Source organism: Veillonella sp. ICM51a, assembly GCF_000524355.1.
Classification (GTDB): Bacteria; Bacillota; Negativicutes; order Veillonellales; family Veillonellaceae; genus Veillonella; species Veillonella atypica.
This window is the reverse complement of record NZ_JAPX01000019.1, coordinates 16,301-33,743: the sequence shown is the minus strand read 5'-3', so window position 1 is coordinate 33,743 and position 17,443 is coordinate 16,301. Positions and strand designations below refer to the sequence as shown.

The 17,443-nt window shown below is 37.0% G+C and carries 16 protein-coding genes and 1 pseudogene; 15 read left to right on the top strand and 2 right to left on the bottom strand.

What is annotated here, in order from left to right; genetic code table 11:
• Positions 1-60: 60 nt before the first annotated feature.
• The 5 genes from HMPREF1504_RS02835 (at position 61) to HMPREF1504_RS02815 (ending at position 4,180) form a co-directional block, all read left to right on the top strand.
• Positions 61-546: a prolyl-tRNA synthetase associated domain-containing protein gene (locus HMPREF1504_RS02835; protein WP_038123253.1), complete on the top strand. Its 486-nt coding sequence runs from the start codon at positions 61-63 to the stop codon at positions 544-546.
• Between the two features lie 21 nt (positions 547-567).
• Complete coding sequence (locus HMPREF1504_RS02830) at positions 568-1,908, top strand: radical SAM protein (RefSeq protein WP_038123251.1); 1,341 nt, start codon at positions 568-570, stop codon at positions 1,906-1,908.
• A gap of 11 nt (positions 1,909-1,919) precedes the next feature.
• Positions 1,920-2,687, top strand: coding sequence for a putative quinol monooxygenase (locus HMPREF1504_RS02825; RefSeq protein ID WP_038123248.1), 768 nt, complete (start codon positions 1,920-1,922; stop codon positions 2,685-2,687).
• 113 nt (positions 2,688-2,800) lie between these two features.
• Positions 2,801-3,580, top strand: a complete 780-nt coding sequence (locus tag HMPREF1504_RS02820) for a protein-ADP-ribose hydrolase (RefSeq protein WP_038123245.1) — start codon at positions 2,801-2,803, stop codon at positions 3,578-3,580.
• 102 nt (positions 3,581-3,682) lie between these two features.
• Complete coding sequence (locus HMPREF1504_RS02815) at positions 3,683-4,180, top strand: methylated-DNA--[protein]-cysteine S-methyltransferase (protein WP_038123242.1); 498 nt, start codon at positions 3,683-3,685, stop codon at positions 4,178-4,180.
• A gap of 114 nt (positions 4,181-4,294) precedes the next feature.
• Here HMPREF1504_RS02815 and HMPREF1504_RS02810 read toward each other — a convergent pair whose 3' ends face one another.
• Complete coding sequence (locus tag HMPREF1504_RS02810; RefSeq protein WP_038123241.1) at positions 4,295-4,960, bottom strand: fumarylacetoacetate hydrolase family protein; 666 nt, start codon at positions 4,958-4,960, stop codon at positions 4,295-4,297.
• A gap of 147 nt (positions 4,961-5,107) precedes the next feature.
• Here HMPREF1504_RS02810 and HMPREF1504_RS02805 point away from each other — a divergent pair, with 147 nt between their 5' ends.
• Entirely contained in the window at positions 5,108-6,130 is a 1,023-nt protein-coding gene (locus HMPREF1504_RS02805) for a branched-chain amino acid aminotransferase (RefSeq protein WP_005380808.1), read from the top strand.
• A 104-nt stretch (positions 6,131-6,234) separates the two neighbouring features.
• On the opposite strand, the gene HMPREF1504_RS02800 is transcribed toward HMPREF1504_RS02805, so the two are convergent.
• Positions 6,235-6,627 carry a thioesterase family protein gene (locus HMPREF1504_RS02800; protein ID WP_038123238.1) on the bottom strand — a complete coding sequence of 131 codons (393 nt, stop codon included), beginning with the start codon at positions 6,625-6,627 and terminating at the stop codon, positions 6,235-6,237.
• Between the two features lie 171 nt (positions 6,628-6,798).
• Here HMPREF1504_RS02800 and HMPREF1504_RS02795 point away from each other — a divergent pair, with 171 nt between their 5' ends.
• The 9 genes and pseudogenes from HMPREF1504_RS02795 to gmhA all read left to right on the top strand — a co-directional run bounded on the left by HMPREF1504_RS02795 (position 6,799) and on the right by gmhA (position 17,411).
• On the top strand, positions 6,799-7,536 hold the full coding sequence (locus HMPREF1504_RS02795; RefSeq protein WP_005380858.1) for a TVP38/TMEM64 family protein: 738 nt from the start codon (positions 6,799-6,801) through the stop codon (positions 7,534-7,536).
• A gap of 43 nt (positions 7,537-7,579) precedes the next feature.
• Positions 7,580-8,773, top strand: a complete 1,194-nt coding sequence (locus HMPREF1504_RS02790; protein WP_038123235.1) for a PLP-dependent aminotransferase family protein — start codon at positions 7,580-7,582, stop codon at positions 8,771-8,773.
• A gap of 184 nt (positions 8,774-8,957) precedes the next feature.
• Positions 8,958-9,791: an Mrp/NBP35 family ATP-binding protein gene (locus tag HMPREF1504_RS02785; RefSeq protein WP_009660951.1), complete on the top strand. Its 834-nt coding sequence runs from the start codon at positions 8,958-8,960 to the stop codon at positions 9,789-9,791.
• An 86-nt stretch (positions 9,792-9,877) separates the two neighbouring features.
• A pseudogene (locus tag HMPREF1504_RS10195) lies at positions 9,878-10,048 on the top strand (anion permease); the annotation flags it as partial.
• A 135-nt stretch (positions 10,049-10,183) separates the two neighbouring features.
• Positions 10,184-11,482, top strand: coding sequence for a M18 family aminopeptidase (locus HMPREF1504_RS02780; RefSeq protein ID WP_038123233.1), 1,299 nt, complete (start codon positions 10,184-10,186; stop codon positions 11,480-11,482).
• A 293-nt stretch (positions 11,483-11,775) separates the two neighbouring features.
• The gene (locus tag HMPREF1504_RS02775) at positions 11,776-15,222 is read left to right on the top strand and encodes a pyruvate carboxylase (RefSeq protein ID WP_038123230.1); all 3,447 of its coding nucleotides are present in this window, start codon (positions 11,776-11,778) and stop codon (positions 15,220-15,222) included.
• A gap of 210 nt (positions 15,223-15,432) precedes the next feature.
• Complete coding sequence (gene nrdR / locus HMPREF1504_RS02770; RefSeq protein ID WP_005379058.1) at positions 15,433-15,906, top strand: transcriptional regulator NrdR; 474 nt, start codon at positions 15,433-15,435, stop codon at positions 15,904-15,906.
• A 9-nt stretch (positions 15,907-15,915) separates the two neighbouring features.
• Positions 15,916-16,842, top strand: coding sequence for a dipeptidase (locus HMPREF1504_RS02765; RefSeq protein WP_038123227.1), 927 nt, complete (start codon positions 15,916-15,918; stop codon positions 16,840-16,842).
• A complete protein-coding gene (gmhA, locus tag HMPREF1504_RS02760; protein ID WP_038123224.1) occupies positions 16,842-17,411 on the top strand; it encodes a D-sedoheptulose 7-phosphate isomerase in 570 nt (189 codons plus the stop codon). Before HMPREF1504_RS02765 ends, gmhA begins: the two co-directional genes overlap by 1 nt.
• Positions 17,412-17,443: the final 32 nt, after the last annotated feature.

Here is a 17,443-nt window from a genome sequence, read left to right as displayed (position 1 = left end):
TGTAGTGATATAGCATATAAGTGCTACTTTCACTAACAATATATGTATTAGAGGTATTACATGTTAGATAAACAAGGCGTATATGATTGTTTGCATGACCATCATATCGATTTTGAAGTTACGGATCACGCACCGCTATTTAGTATGGACGATAAACCAGATGTAGAGCCGCCATATCCAGAATGGGATGCGAAGAATTTATTTATCCGAGACCATAAGCGAGAGCATTACTATTTAATTACCGTTCGTGGTTCAAAGCGTGTAGATTTAAAACAATTCCGTAAGGACCACAATCTTAAAAAGATTTCCTTTGGTTCTGAAGAAGAGTTATGGGAGATTTTGAAGATTAAACCAGGTCATGTATCACCATTCTGCTTACTCCACGATGAGGAGCGTAAGGTGCATTATTACATTGATGCGGATTATAAGGATAATCTCATTGGTATCCATCCAAATCAAAATGATGCGACCGTGTGGTTACAAGGAAAAGACCTTGTTAAGCTTATAGAGGAGCATGGTACAATAATTGAATATATAACAATATAGATGTAACATAAGAGGTTTTACATGAAAGTTAAATTGATTCAACCGCGTATGTTAAAACGTCCTATGGATACAGATTTAAAAATACGCATGTCCCCTCATTTAGGTTTGCTGACGGTGGCTAACATTATTCGACATGATTGTGAAGTTACAATTGAAAATGAAAATATTAGACCCATTGATTTTGATGATGTGCCTGACTTAGTAGGCATAGCAGTTACTGTAGATGTTTTACCTAGAGCCATTGAAATTGCATCTATATATAGACAAAAAGGTGTTAAGGTTATTGCTGGTGGTATACATATTACAACTGCATCTAGTTCTGTGCCAAAGGATGCATTTGATAGCTTATGTATTGGTTTTGCAGAAAATACATGGCCTCAAATTATAGAGGACATGAAACATAGTAGACTACAATCTGAATATGTATCTGCGCCTTTAACTTCTGGGAATGATATTGTAGCGCCTGCATATGACATGATAGATAAGACTGATTATTTATGGTATAACGTTGTTTCTACAAGTCGCAGTTGCCCTCATACATGCGATTTTTGCTATAATAGTTCTGGAACTCATCAATATATAAATCGTAATATAGATGATGTATTAGCAGATATTAAAAGTTTAGGCACAAAGCATATTATGTTTATTGATGATAATTTTATTGGTAATATTTCTTGGACTAAACAGTTTTTAGAGCGTATTAAACCTTTAAAATTAAACTGGAATGCAGCGGTTACTATGAAAATAGGACAATACCCTGAATTAATGGATTTGATGAAAGAAACTGGTTGTCAGAGTTTATTTATTGGTTTTGAAAGTATCAGTCCTCAGTCTTTATCTAGTGTTCATAAAATGCAAAACAATCGTGAAGAGTTTGAAAGACTTATTAGTGAATTACATAAGCGTGGCATTATGGTCAATGCTAGCTTTGTATTTGGTCTAGATGGAGACACGCCAGAGACATTTAAAAATACATTAGATTGGATTATTAGCCAGAAAATTGATACGATTACATCACATATTGTTACACCGTATCCTGGGACTGAATTCTACAAGAGAATGGAAGAACAAAATAGAATTTTTGATCATGACTTATCTAGATATAATACGTCTCATGTGGTTGTGACACCGCTTGGTATGTCTAAAGAGGAATTAGAAGAAGGATATCTTTGGATATATCAAGAGTTATATTCCATAAGAAATATATTCCGCCGTATGCCTAAGACTATCGGAACGATACCAGCCTATTTAACCTTTAATTTCTTTTATCGTAGATTTGGTCATTTTACATCAAAAGTATGTGAACTTTTAACTTATAAACGTATTGGATTATGGGCTGAAAAATTATCAAGATATATGTAAAGGAGTCACTAATGAATAAGAGAATGATAAAACGAATTTTGCTAACTTCTGCTATTGCCATATTAGGCGTTAGCACATCGTTTGCAGCATTCACATTTGATAAACAAGAACAAGTAGATACAGCCCCTATTGTAGGTTTGTATCGTTTCCAAGTACCTGCTGAATTACAAGGTGCGTATAATACTGCAGGTGTTCAGAATTTAACAGCCTCTATGGCCAAGGAGCCTAATACACTATCTATGAATGTGGCTCATGTAAAAGGTAATCCATCTGAATCATACGTAGTGGAGGTATATAAAGATACGGCTGCCTTAGAAACACACCGCAAATCCGAGCATTTCCAAAACTATATTAATGAAGTAGGATCTAAATTGACGAACCGCAAGTTGTATGATGTACAGCCTTTGCTATTGATTGAAAAACCAAATGCTCTATCTATCATTAATGACGGTCAATCTGTTGTGACCTTAACGGAATTCACTGTTGATGGCAATGAAGTAGATACAGTGCAAAAACAATATCAACTAGACATTGAACGTGCCGTTCGTGATGAGGCGGGTTATAAGGCAGGTTATGTATTACGTGAAAGAAATAATAAAACTCACTGGTATGTTATTCAAATCTATAGCGATGAATCAGCTTTCAATAAACATGTAAATAGCCCAGGATATCGTTTTATGATGAGCCAAATTCAAGGTAGTCTACAAAACGTTACCACAAAAGTATTAGATGGGGATATCTTGGTCAATCATGGTGGTCAAGATTTTGTAAGACCATAACTTTTGATATATTATAAACAGTAAAGTTACTGCTAGCATATGCATATGTATGTGCTAGCAGTTTTTTGTTATATAATAGGTGAACGTATAGTCTATACTAAAAGGAGTTACATATGACACAGCAAGAACGGTTACGCTATTTGGTGGAAGGCTTAGTAGCAGAATACAAAGAGAAGCATAACGAACATATAGATATCCCTATGAATGAAGAAGAGCAATTTACTCTCTTTAGATCTTTATGTAATATTCGCCCTGCTGGTGGAATGCCTCTTGAATGGATGAAGATAGAGGCTGAATATTTAAATATATTGGCCCATGAAAAGGGCATTGTAACCATTAATGATATGGAAGAGCGAGAGACTCAGATTTATCTATGGCAAGGAGACATTACTCGATTATCTGTAGACGCTATTGTAAATGCAGCCAATAATCAATTATTAGGATGTTTTGCTCCAAATCATAAGTGTATCGATAATGAAATTCATACCTTTGCAGGTATTGAACTTCGTATGGAATGTGCTAGAATGACTGAGTATATGGAAATGCCAGAGAAAACAGGTGTAGCTCGTATGACCTATGGGTATAATTTACCAGCAAAACATATACTTCACACGGTTGGACCTATTATTTATGAGAAGGTAACAGCTAAGGAGAGAAATGAACTGGTATCATGTTATCGGTCCTGTTTGCAACTAGCTAATGCTTATAACTTACACTCCATTGTATTCTGTTGTATTTCTACTGGTGAGTTTAGATTCCCTAATGAAGAAGCAGCACAGATTGCCATAGATACGGTACGAACATATTTAAAAGAAACAAATAGTAAAATACAAGTGGTATTTAATGTATTTAAGGATATAGATTATGACATCTACAACAAATTATTGGGATAAATAATATACTACTTTTGAAATTCATGAAAATACTGTATCATTTAATAATGATATACAAAAGGTTATGAATGATTTGTTAGTTTAATAAGGAGTTAATGTACTATGAATTATAAATACACCTATGAAAGTCCGTTAGGAACGATGATAATGCTTGGTACATTAACGTATTTAACAGATTTATTTTTTGTAGATGAAAGCCATGCTCCTACTTATGATGATGCGGAATATATTGAACAACTAACAGGCCCCTTTGAAGTAACCATTATGTGGCTAGACCAATATTTTAACGGTCAAAAACCATTTATTACTCCACCAATACAATTAGAAGGAACAGAGTTCCGTAAGTCTGTATGGTCTGTATTACAAACTATCTCTTATGGTGAAACGACAACTTATGGTGAAATAGGTAAGAAGATTGCTGAAAAACAAGGAAAAGATAAAATGTCTGCTCAAGCTGTAGGAGGTGCTGTAGGACATAATCCTATATCTATTATCATTCCATGTCATCGCGTTATCGGCAGTAATGGTAAATTGACCGGATATGCAGGTGGTATTGAACGTAAGAAATACATGCTTGATCTTGAAGCGAAACATAAATAGTACATATTAGATTGTAAAATCATATTTAAATAGACTTATAGAAAAAGAAGAAAGAGATTACTCATGATGGATAGACACATCATAGGTAATCTCTTTTGGTATATATAGGGGGGGCTATTTAAATTGATTTACTAAGGTACCAATGCCACTAATCGATATAGATACGGTATCTCCTGATTGTAACCAACCATATCGTTTTTCATTTTTACCAAGTACAACACCACTAGGTGTACCGGTAAAGATAATGTCACACTCTTGTAGTGTAATATACTGAGATACAAACTCTATGATTGCATCTGGTTTAAACATCATTTGTTGTAATTTGGCTTGTTGACGTACTTCACCATTGACTGTTGTAGTAATAGTGGCATTGTCAAAATCAAAATCATCTGGAGAGACAATAGTAGGACCGATAGGGGCAAAGTTATCTAGTGATTTGCCGAGAATCCATTGAGAGCCTCTAAATTGTAAGGTTCGAGCTGAAACATCATTTCCAATGGTATAGCCTAATATATGGTCTCTGGCCTGTTCACGAGATATATTTTTACCAGCCTTACCAATGACGATAACCAGTTCTCCTTCGTAATCATAATGAAGGTTTTCATCTTGAATGGGAACTATATCTTGATGTGACGCCAATGCATTAGATGTTTTCATAAAGATTTCTGGAAAATCATGTGTAGCAAGACTTGTTTCCTCTATATGGTCTGCATAGTTTAAACCGATACAGATAATGTTTTTGGGCTTAGTAATTAGGGTACGGTTAGTAGATTCTTTCATGAGAAATACCTCCTTACGAGATGAGATACATATATTGTAAGTTAATTATAATATAAATCTCCTTAATAGGCTCTATAGAATATGTTGAAATAACTTGCTCATAGTGTTAAGATTATAAGTATATTAATAAGCATGGAGGTTATTGTTATGAGCAAGAATATCGATTGGGATAATCTCGGTTTTGGTTATGTAGAAACCGACTACCGTTATTTGACTACATATAAAGATGGTAAATGGGACGAAGGCGGATTAATTACTGATGCTAACGTTGTTCTTAATGAATGTGCAGGTGTATTCCAATATGCACAAACTGTATTCGAAGGTTTAAAAGCATACTATACTAAAGATGGTCACATTGTATGTTTCCGTCCAGATCTTAATGCAGAGCGTTTAAATCAATCTGCGGAACGTCTTGTAATGCCTACATTACCTGAAGGACGCTTCCTTGAAGCTGTAAAAGAAGTCGTAAAAGCAAACAAAGACTTTGTTCCTCCTTATGGTCATGGTGCAAGTCTTTATATTCGTCCATACATGATGGGTACAAACTCCGTTATCGGTGTAAAACCTGCAGATGAATATCAATTCCGCGTATTTACTACACCAGTAGGACCTTACTTCAAAGGTGGCGCTAAACCAATCAAAATTCGTATCACTGATTTTGATCGTGCAGCTCCTCATGGTACTGGCCATATTAAAGCTGGTTTAAACTATGCGATGAGTTTATATGCTATCACTGATGCTCATAACAAAGGTTATGCAGAAAACATGTACCTTGATGCGGCTACTCGTACACATGTAGAAGAAACTGGTGGTGCAAACTTTATCTTCATCACTAAAGATGGCAAATTAGTAACACCTAAATCTGATAGTATCTTGCCATCCATTACACGTCGTTCCTTGATGTATGTAGCAGAACATTATCTTGGTATGAAAGTAGAACATCGCACTGTTTATAAAGATGAATTAAAAGACTTTGCTGAAATGGGTCTATGCGGTACAGCAGCGGTTATTTCTCCAGTAGGTCAAATCGATACTCCAGAAGGCACTATCAATGTACCAGCTGGCATGGATGATATGGGCCCTGTAACTAAAAAATTATATGATACATTACTTGGTATCCAACATGGTGAAATCGAAGCTCCAGAAGGTTGGGTAGTTAAGATTTGCTAATCTTTAAGTAATATAAAATAATATAATATTAAAACATCCTCCATAATCAGAAGATTGTGGAGGATGTTTGCGCTTATAGAATATATTTGATTGGATCTATCGATTTAGTTTGATGCTTTTCGTGCACCGACCTTAGTCATAAATTTCTCATTGTTAATGACAAATCGTTCATGTGTGCCTTTACCAATAATTCCAACACCATCGGATGCTTCGATGGCAAAGGAGATTTTTCGCCCTTCCACAGCTGTTACTGTAGCAGTGGCTGTAATTGTAGCACCCATAGGGGAGGGAGCATCATGGCTAATGGATAGGGAGATGCCTACCGTGCCTTCACCATCATTTAATTCTGGTTGTACCGCTGCTTGTGCCGCTTCTTCCATAAGTGCACACATAGCAGGAGTAGCGAATACCTCAAGAGAACCAGACTTCATTGTTTTTGCAATATTAGATTCTGTAACTGTAACCGTTGCTGTCGCAGATTGACCAACTTGTATCATAGTAAACCTTCTTTCGTAATGAACTAGAATATATTTGTATTATACAACTCTTATGAGTATATATGCTAATTTTGTAATGATAAAATTTATTATTTCCTAAAATAGACTTAATTATACAGACTCTATAGAATCCGTGCTATAATAGTACTAGTTTTATTAAACGAGGTAACTATGAAAGAACGAAAATTTTCGCCTTCTGGTGAAGGCTTGGTGCAGGTAATAGCAGGCGTATTATTTGTCGTACTACTAATCATCATTAATATTGTAGATCCTACATTTTACCCAACTATGTGGCATCTAGCAACGAGTGGTTCTATGGAGGAAATTGCCGAGTATATTCAAGGCTATGGTCCTATGGCCATGGTGGTGAGCATGCTCCTTGATATTTTTGTCAATGCTGTAGGGTTTTTGCCATCCATCTTTATTTCCACAGCGAATGGTCTCGTGTTTGGCATGTGGCCTGGCATTATTATTTCATGGCTCGCTGAAACCATTGGGGTAGTCATCAGCTTTTACATTATGCGTTATTTCTTACGAGATGCGGCGGATAAGCTAATTTCTAAGAGTACCACATTGATGAAGGTTGACGATTTTTCCGGTAATAATGGTTTTGTGGTCATGTTATTTGCTAGATCATTACCTTATTTTCCATCTGGTGTCATCACTGCATTAGGGGCTATCAGTAAGATTAAACCGCGTGACTATATTTTAGCAAATTTAATTGGTAAATTTCCGTCTACAGCCCTTGAAGTTGCTATTGGCACAGATATTGTCAACTTTCAAGAGAATATGGGGCGTCTAGGTATTATTGTCGTCGTAGCAGCCATTGTATATTTTATTCTATGGAAGGTATATAAACGATATATTAATAAACGTAATGCAGAACGAGAACATGATCCTAATGCTTAATAAACATGTATTTCTATGTAATTAAAATAAAAGAGGCGATACTATGAGTTTTTCACTTCCTGAACGCGTAATATTAAAAGGGCCTAATTTCATCCGTGAAGTATTTGAACGTGGTGTAGGTGTACCTGGATTTATCAGTTTTGGTATTGGTAATCCAGCACCAGAGGCAATTCCTGTGAAAGTTATCGAAGATGCCTTTGATTTCATCGTTCATGATAATCCTATGAGTTTATTACAATATGGTCCGATGCAAGGGGATGCGCGATTAGCAGAATTGACCTTACAGCGTTTATCTGAAGTTCATCATATGAATTTAGATGGCCAATGTTTAATCATTTCTAATGGGGCTGGTCAACTATTGGGCTTAGTACCAATTACCGTGTGTGAACCAGGCGACGAAGTATATATGGATGATTATACTTTCACTAGTGCTATCAATTCTGTACGCAATATGGGGGCTAAGGCAGTCGGTATCAAAACTGATGAGTTCGGTATGATTCCAAGTGAATTGGAAAAAGCAGCTCAATCTGGTAAGGGGAAATATATCTATTTAATTCCAAATTTCCAAAATCCAACAGGTATTACCATGCCTTTAGAGCGTCGTAAAGAAATTTACGCTATTGCATCTAAATATGATTTATTTATTTATGAAGATGATCCATATGGTGAAATCCGTTTTGCTGGTGAGCATGTACCGACCTTTAAATCCTTTGATACGGAAAACCGTGTTCTCTACGCCGGATCCTATTCTAAAACATTATCGGCAGGTTTGCGCGTTGGTTTCTTGTTGGGCCCAGAAGATGTTATCGGCACTATCCAAGCATTAAAAAATAATACGGCTGGACAAATGCCGCTAGTTACACAAAAGGTGGTAGCACACGTACTAGACCACATCGATTATGATGCACATTTAGAAAATGTACGGAAAGTATATAAATCTAAATGTGATGCCATGATGCGTGTATTCAAAGAAAAGGGAAGTTCCAAGGTTCATTTGACACAACCTACAGGCGGTATGTTTGCATGGATGACAATGCCTGACACTGTTGATTGTGATGAATTCTTTGAAGCGTGCATGGATAAAAATGTAGGCATAATTAAATGTGGTGCCTTTGCAGCTGATGGCGTAAAAAATGGTCACGCATTCCGCTTGAGCTATACGGTGCCAACAATTCCAGAAATTGAGAAGGGGATGGAAATCCTCTGTGCTCTTACAAAGGACTATTGTGGTGAATAATTTAGTCGTTTAAAGCGTATAGGTATATTGAAAATTATTAAACTACCATGATACAATAACACTGTAAATATATGATGTGTTAGTTGTAGAAAGAGCTTTCACAATGAACGATATTTACAATGAGATAATAATTTTCTAACTATATATTGTTGAGGAAAGTCCTCGAAGAAAGTAGGTGTTTACTATGGGTTGCGGTAGCAGCAGTAGTGATTGCAACAGTTGTCCATCCAAATCCGCAGGTTGCGGTGGTGCACAACAGCCTCAAGATATGACGGCTCCATTGCATGAATTGAGTTCAGTTAAACATGTTATCGGTGTTGTATCCGGTAAGGGTGGGGTAGGTAAATCCTCCGTTACAAGCTTGATGGCCTTAACGATGGCTCGTAAAGGTTATAAAGTAGGTATTCTTGATGCTGATATAACTGGTCCATCTATTCCTAAGATGTTTGGTATCAAAGAAAAGGCTTACGCTGACGAAGTTGGTATGTATCCTGTTAAAACTAAGCAATATGGCATTGATGTAATGTCTGTTAATTTATTGCTTGAAAATGATACAGATCCTGTATTGTGGCGTGGTCCTATTCTAGGCAATGTTGTAAAACAATTCTACAGTGATGTTATTTGGAAAGACATCGATTATTTATTCGTTGATATGCCGCCAGGAACAGGTGACGTAGCAATTACTGTATATCAATCCTTGAAATTGGATGGTATTATCATTGTTACATCTCCTCAAGATTTGGTATCTATGATTGTTGAAAAAGCAGTTAAAATGGCTGATTTAATGCAAGTGCCTATCATCGGTGTAGTAGAAAACTATTCGTACTTCCATTGTCCAGATAATGGTAAGGATTACCAAATCTTTGGTGAAAGCCATATTGAAGAAATTCTTCAAAAATATGGTCTATTATTGTTGAGCCGTTTACCAATCGATCCAAATATTGCAAATTTATGTGATAAAGGTGATATTGAGTCTATCGACAAAACAAATTTAGAGGATGTATCTTTGCCTGAGTAGGATGTATATGACGATGAAAGCTGTGCATACCCAGTGTTGCACAGCTTTTTTCATACAAAGTTTAATTTTTTTCCTATGTAGGAGGTATGTGTATGTCTTTGACTCACTATGCAGCAGGTCCTTCTCCAGTAATCTTCAACACTGGATATGTTCCTCAAAACACATGGTGGAAACTCGGTTTCTTCTCATCTGTTATCAACTTAATCATCTTTGTAGGATTAGGTTCTATCTGGATGAAAGTAATTGGTATGTGGTAAAATACAATTACATAAACGTATACGATTATGTATACATGACGCCGTCCCTTGTGGGACGGCGTTTTTGTGTTACAATGACAATAGATTATGTATATTACATAATAATTTGCATGTAATAATTAAGTAGGAGGTCATATGAAATTTGATAATCCTCAATTAATAAAATATATCAAAGGATGTACATCTCCGTATCATACGGTAGATACTAGTTTGCAACTATTATTAGATGCAGGATTTACAGAGTTATCCTTGGAAGAACCTTGGAATTTAACATCTGGTGATTATGTAGTTAATGTATATGGTACGACATTATTTGCCTTTCACATAGGCGAGGACTATCGTCATTCCTTACGCATTGCATCGGCTCACACAGATTTTCCTGCTATACGGGTCAAGCCAAATCCTATTACTGATGTGAAAGGATACACAAAGCTCAATGTTGAGATGTATGGTGGGTTAATTCAAAATACTTGGTTAGATCGACCTTTAGGGGCCGCTGGAACAGTTGTCTTAAAGGGTGAAAATCCATATGATGTTGATTCTGTTCTATTTGATACGAAGCGGCCAATCGCCATTATCCCTAATTTAGCGATTCATATGAACCGTAATGTGAATGATGGGGTAGCCTTAAATCGCCAAAAAGAAATGTTACCTATCATCATGATGAAACCAGATGGAGATACGACAAAATCTGAGGAAGAAGTATGGAATCAATTTTTAGCAGACGAGATTAATTGTGATTCATCTGAAATTCTATCCTATGAAATTACACTCTATCCTGTAACAGAAGGTGCATTAGTTGGTACAGATTTCGATTTCATTAGTTCTCCAAGACTTGATAATTTAACGTCTTGCTTCGGTGTTCTCGCGGGTATTGTAGAGGCAAAGAAAAATAAAGTTGACGGTATTCGCTGTGCAATCCTATTCGACAATGAAGAGGTAGGTAGCCGTACTAAACAAGGCGGAGCAGGAATGTTATTGCCAAACTTATTAGAACGTGTGTATCGCAGTTTAGGATTAAACCGTGATGATATGGATCTAGATGTGGCTCGTGGCTTCATGATTTCATCTGATGTAGCCCATGGATTGCATCCAAATTATCCAGAGAAAAATGATATTACCAATTTTCCGGTACTCAATGGAGGCGTTACATTAAAACAGGCCTGTAGCCAATCTTATGCAGGCGATGCAAAGGCTATTGCCATTGTGAAAGGCCTTTGTGAGGAAGCTAATGTAGCCTACCAGATTTATGTTAATCGTTCTGATATTCCAGGCGGCTCAACTGTAGGTTCTATTTCATCAGCTATGTTACCAATGCGGACGATGGACATTGGCTTACCATTATTGGCTATGCATTCCGCTGTTGAAACGATGGGGGCTCGTGACCAAGAACAATTGAATCATTTAATGCAACATTTCTTGGGTGATGAATAAATTACATAAATATAATCTTATTCCACATTCGGTGTATGTAAAAATACATATGAAAAATTAATGAATAGAATAATTTCTATATTAGGTTAAATAATTTATAAATATAACCATATTGATGATTAATGCTTTTAATATCTGAAAATTATTGTATAATATAAGTATATTTGATTCATAATCGGATATCAAAAAAAGTGATAAATGTTTAAGTAAAACATGTATTTCGATATGCATATATACAATGTATATCAATGCACACGAACCTATCATTCGATAGGACTCGGTAGGAGGCAATTATGAAGAAAATTAAATCCGTTTTGGTAGCCAATCGTGGCGAAATCGCAATCCGCGTATTTCGTGCATGTAACGAAATGGGTATTAAAACAGTAGCTATCTATTCTAAAGAAGACACATTGTCCTTGCACCGTAACCAAGCTGATGAAGCATATTTGGTTGGGGAAGGTAAAAAACCAGTTGATGCCTATTTGGATATTGAAGATATCATCCGCATTGCTAAAGAGCATGACATTGATGCTATCCATCCTGGCTATGGTTTCTTATCCGAAAACGAAGAGTTCGCGCGTCGTTGCGGTGAAGAAGGCATCATTTTCATTGGTCCTCACGTAGAACATTTGAATATGTTCGGCGACAAGGTTAATGCTCGCACGCAAGCTAAATTGGCAGACATTCCAATGATTCCAGGTTCTGATGGGGCATTGCGTGATTTTGCACAATTAGAAGAATTTGCTGAAACTCACGGCTATCCATTGATGATTAAAGCCGTAAACGGTGGTGGCGGTCGTGGTATGCGCGAAGTTCACCGCAAAGAAGATTTACGCGATGCTTATGACCGCGCTAAATCCGAAGCTAAAGCAGCATTTGGCGATGATGATGTATATGTAGAAAAACTTATTGTTGAACCTAAACATATTGAAGTACAAATCTTAGGTGATGAACATGGTAATGTAGTTCATTTACATGAACGTGATTGCTCTGTACAACGTCGTCACCAAAAGGTTGTTGAAATGGCACCAGCTTTTGCATTGCCATTAGAAACTCGTAAAGCCGTATGTGATGCAGCCGTAAAAATCATGAAAAATGTTGGCTACGTTAATGCTGGTACTGTTGAATTCTTGGTAACTTCTGATGGTTCCTTCTATTTCATCGAAGTTAACCCTCGTATCCAAGTAGAACATACCGTAACAGAAATGATTACGGACATCGATATTGTTCATTCTCAAATTCGTATCGCTGAAGGCTATGATTTGCACAGCCCAGAAATAGGCATTCCTGAACAAGATGAAATTCCTTGTAAAGGTACTGCAATTCAATGTCGTATCACTACAGAAGATCCTAAGAACAACTTTATGCCAGATACTGGTAAAATCTTAGCATATCGTAGTTCCGGCGGCTTTGGTATTCGCCTTGACTCTGGTAATGCTTTCACAGGCGCTGTAGTAACACCTTATTATGATTCCTTGCTTGTAAAAGCAACTGCATTTGGTCCTAACAACGAAGAAACTATTCGTAAAATGCTTCGTTGCTTGAAAGAATTCCGTATTCGTGGAGTTAAAACAAACATTCATTTCTTGATTAACGTTCTTGAAAATCCTGAATTCCAAAGCGGTAACTACACAGTTAACTTCATTGAAGACCATCCTGAATTATTCGAATTAAAACCAGATCGCGACCGTGGTACTAAATTGCTTCGCTACATTGCGGATACTACAATCAATGGTTACTCCGGTGCAGGCCCTCAAGAAGTGCCTGATTTTGAACCAATGCAATTGCCATCTAAATTAGATGTATCTCCTGCACCTGGTACAAAACAAAAATTCGACGAATTAGGTCCAGAAGGCTTCAGTAAATGGTTGGCTGACCAAAAACAAGTATTCTTTACAGATACAACATGGCGTGATGCTCACCAATCCTTATTTGCTACACGTTTGCGTACCATCGATATGGCACGCGTAGCTGGCGATGCCGCTAAAGGTGTACCAAATCTATTCTCTTTAGAATGTTGGGGCGGTGCAACATTTGACGTATCCTATCGCTTCTTGCACGAAGATCCATGGGAACGTTTGCGCATGTTCCGTAAAGAAGTGCCTAATACATTGCTTCAAATGTTGATTCGCGGTGCTAATGCCGTTGGTTATACATCCTATCCTGATAATGTAGTTCGTAATTTCATTCAATTGTCCGCTAAAAATGGTATCGACGTATTCCGCGTATTTGATAGCTTGAATAGCCTTGACAATATGAAGGTTGCTATTGATGAAGTTCGCAATCAAAATAAGATTGCTGAAGTTGCATTGTGCTACACAGGCGATATCCTCGACAGCAATCGTCCTAAATACAATCTTGATTACTATGTAAAAATGGCAAAAGAATTGCAAAATGCGGGTGCTAATATTATCGCTATTAAAGATATGGCTGGTTTGTTGAAACCTCAAGCTGCATACAACTTAGTATCCGCTTTGAAAGATGCTGTAACAGTACCAATTCATTTGCATTCTCATGAAGGTTCTGGCAATACGATTTACTCCTATGGCCGCGCTGTAGATGCTGGTGTAGACGTAATCGACTTAGCTTACTCTGCATTTGCAAATGGTACAAGCCAACCTAGTATGAACTCCATGTACTATGCATTGGCAGGTACAGAACGTCAACCACAAATGAATATTGACTATATGGAAGAAATGTCTCATTACTTTGGTAGTATTCGTCCTTACTACAGAGGCGTTGATAAAGCTGAAAAATATCCAAATACAGAAGTATACCAACATGAAATGCCAGGCGGTCAATATTCCAACTTGCAACAACAAGCTAAAATGGTTGGACTTGGTGATCGTTGGACAGACATTAAAAAAGTATATCACCAAGTTAATATGATGTTTGGTGATATCATCAAGGTAACACCTTCTTCTAAAGTCGTTGGTGATATGACATTGTACATGGTACAAAATAATTTGACTGAAAAAGATATCTATGAAAAAGGTGATACTCTTGATTTCCCTCAATCAGTAGTAGAATTCTTCGAAGGTCGTCTAGGTACACCATATCAAGGGTTCCCTGAAGAACTTCAAAAAATCATCTTGAAAGGTGCTCGCCCTATTACTGTTCGTCCTGGTGCTGTATTACCTCCAACTGATTTCGAACATGTTCGTAATGAATTAAGCGAAATGGGTGCTAATACTACTGATGAAGATGTAAGTGCATACTGCTTGTATCCTAAAGTATTCCAAGACTATACTAAATTCACAAAAGACTTTGGCGATGTATCCGTATTAGATACACCAACATTCTTCTTCGGTATGAAACGTGGTGAAGAAATCCAAGTTACTATCGAAAAAGGTAAAACATTGATCATTAAGATGAATGGCGTCTCCGATCCTGATGAAGATGGTAATCGCGTTATTCTCTTTGAATTCAATGGCCAACCTCGTGCCATCAAAGTTCATGATAAACATGCTAAAACAACTGGCGTTGTTCGTCGTAAAGTTGATGAATCTAACCCAGGTGAAATCGGTGCTACATTGTCCGGTTCCGTTGTTAAGATTCTCGTTAAGAATGGTCAATCCGTAACTAAAGGTGAACCATTAATCGTAACAGAAGCGATGAAGATGGAAACAACAATTACAGCTCCTATCGATGGTATCGTTGAAGAAATTCTTGTTCGTGAAGGTAGCCGTATCGAATCTGGCGATTGCTTGTTACATATTCAAGATGCTATTAAACGTTAATTTCATACGATTTAGCACGTAAGTGCATAAAAAAGAACCCCTTATAACACTTTTGATTGTAATCTTGTTAAAAAGATTGTAAATCATAGGTTTATAGGGGGTTCTTTTTGTACTTTTCCTACTAAATATGGTACTATATAAGGTATAAGAAAATAGGCGTATTGTGCCTTTTTCATGATTACTGACTGATTAGAAAAGGAGTATTAGCTAATGAGATGTCCTTATTGCCAACATACAGACACGAAGGTAACAGACTCAAGAACGACAGATGAAGGAAATAGTATCCGTCGTCGTCGGGAGTGTATTAATTGTGGACGCCGCTTTACTACTTATGAAATCATCGAAGAAGTACCACTCATGGTAGCAAAGAAGAATGGTCGCCGTGAATTATTTGACCGTGGTAAATTGTTAAATGGCTTGTTGCGTTCCTGTGACAAACGAACAGTACCTATGTCCGTTATGGAAGAAGTGGTCAATAATGTAGAGCGAGACATTCGCAATGAAGTAAATCAAGAGATTTCTACAGATCGTATTGGTGAACTTGTATTACAACAATTAAAAGATATTGACCAAGTTGCCTATGTACGTTTTGCCTCTGTATATCGCAAGTTTGATAATATTGACAGCTTTATGGCTGAACTTAAAGCATTAAAAAAATTAGATGCTAAAAAAGCAAAGAAATAGCGTGAATATATGATTGATTTACATTGTGATACGATAATGCAATTAATCGACCACCCTCATGATGGTGATTTATTTTCTAATAACTGGAAAATTGATATTGAGCGCCTTATCAAAGGGCATAGTCGATTGCAGGATTTTGCATTATTTGTAGACTTAGAAGAACAAGACGATTCGTATGGTAGATATGAATCTATGCGCCAATTGTTCGATAGTCAGATACAAAAATATAGCGACTATATAAGTCATGTGCGTTCTTATGATGATATTACAGCGTGTTATGAAAATCATAAAGTAGCTGCTTTATTATCCATTGAAGAGGGGGGAGTTCTTGGAGGCGATTTAGCTAAGTTAGACAAGGCTTACGCTGATGGTGTTCGACTTATTACATTGACCTGGAACTATCCTAATGAATTGGGGGAACCTAATACTGGAGATTCTCATAAGAAATTGACTAAAACAGGCGTTGCATTTGTGGAACGGATGCAAGAGTTAGGTATGATTGTTGATTGTTCCCATCTTAATGATGGAGGAACAGAACAATTAGGCGATATTCTTGATGTGCCTTTTATTGCATCTCATTCTAATGCGCGAGAAGTGACAGCTCATCGTCGTAATTTGCCGGACCACTTGATTCGTTTAATTGGTGAAAAGGGTGGCGTTATAGGTTTGAACTTTGCTCAATCATTCTTAGGTACCTCATCTATCAGTCGCATCGATGATATTGTAAAGCACGGATTGTATATCATCAATAAGGGCGGTGAAGATGTAATCGCTCTAGGCACTGATTTTGATGGTATCAAGCCAAATACAGAAATTGAGGATATTTCAGATATGCATCGTTTGTATGATGCATTTAGAGGCGCCGGTCTTTCAGAAGAACAAACGGAAAAACTATTTTGGAAAAACGCGGATCGCCTACTAAAGGAGATTTTATAATGACAGATATAAATCCAATCATTGCGGATCGATTTACAGACCATCTTGATGTGTTTAGTAAAACAATGGATCAGATGGATGTTATTCAAGAAATTGCTAACCGCTGTATTGTGGCTTTGAATAGTGGCAATAAAATTTTATTCTGTGGTAATGGTGGTTCCGCTGCGGATTCTCAACATCTTGCAGCAGAACTTATTGGACGTTTTAAAAAAGAACGCCGCTCTCTTGCATCCATTGCGCTTACCACAGATACATCTATTTTGACAGCTGTTGCCAATGATTATGACTATGATGCAGTGTTTGCGCGTCAAGTTGAAGGCTTAGGCCGTTCTGGGGATGTACTTATCGGTATTTCCACATCGGGTAATTCAAAAAATGTTGTGAAAGCCGTGGAAATGGCACGAAATACAGGTATGCATACGATTGCTTTCACCGGTGAAGGTGGCGGTAAATTGGCAGAATTATGCGATCTTACACTAGCTATTCCAAGTACTGTTACGGCGCGTATTCAAGAAATGCACATTTTAGTTGGTCATATCATTTGCGAACTTATTGAAGAAGATTATTAATCGAGATAGGGAAGAAATCACAGATTTCTTGA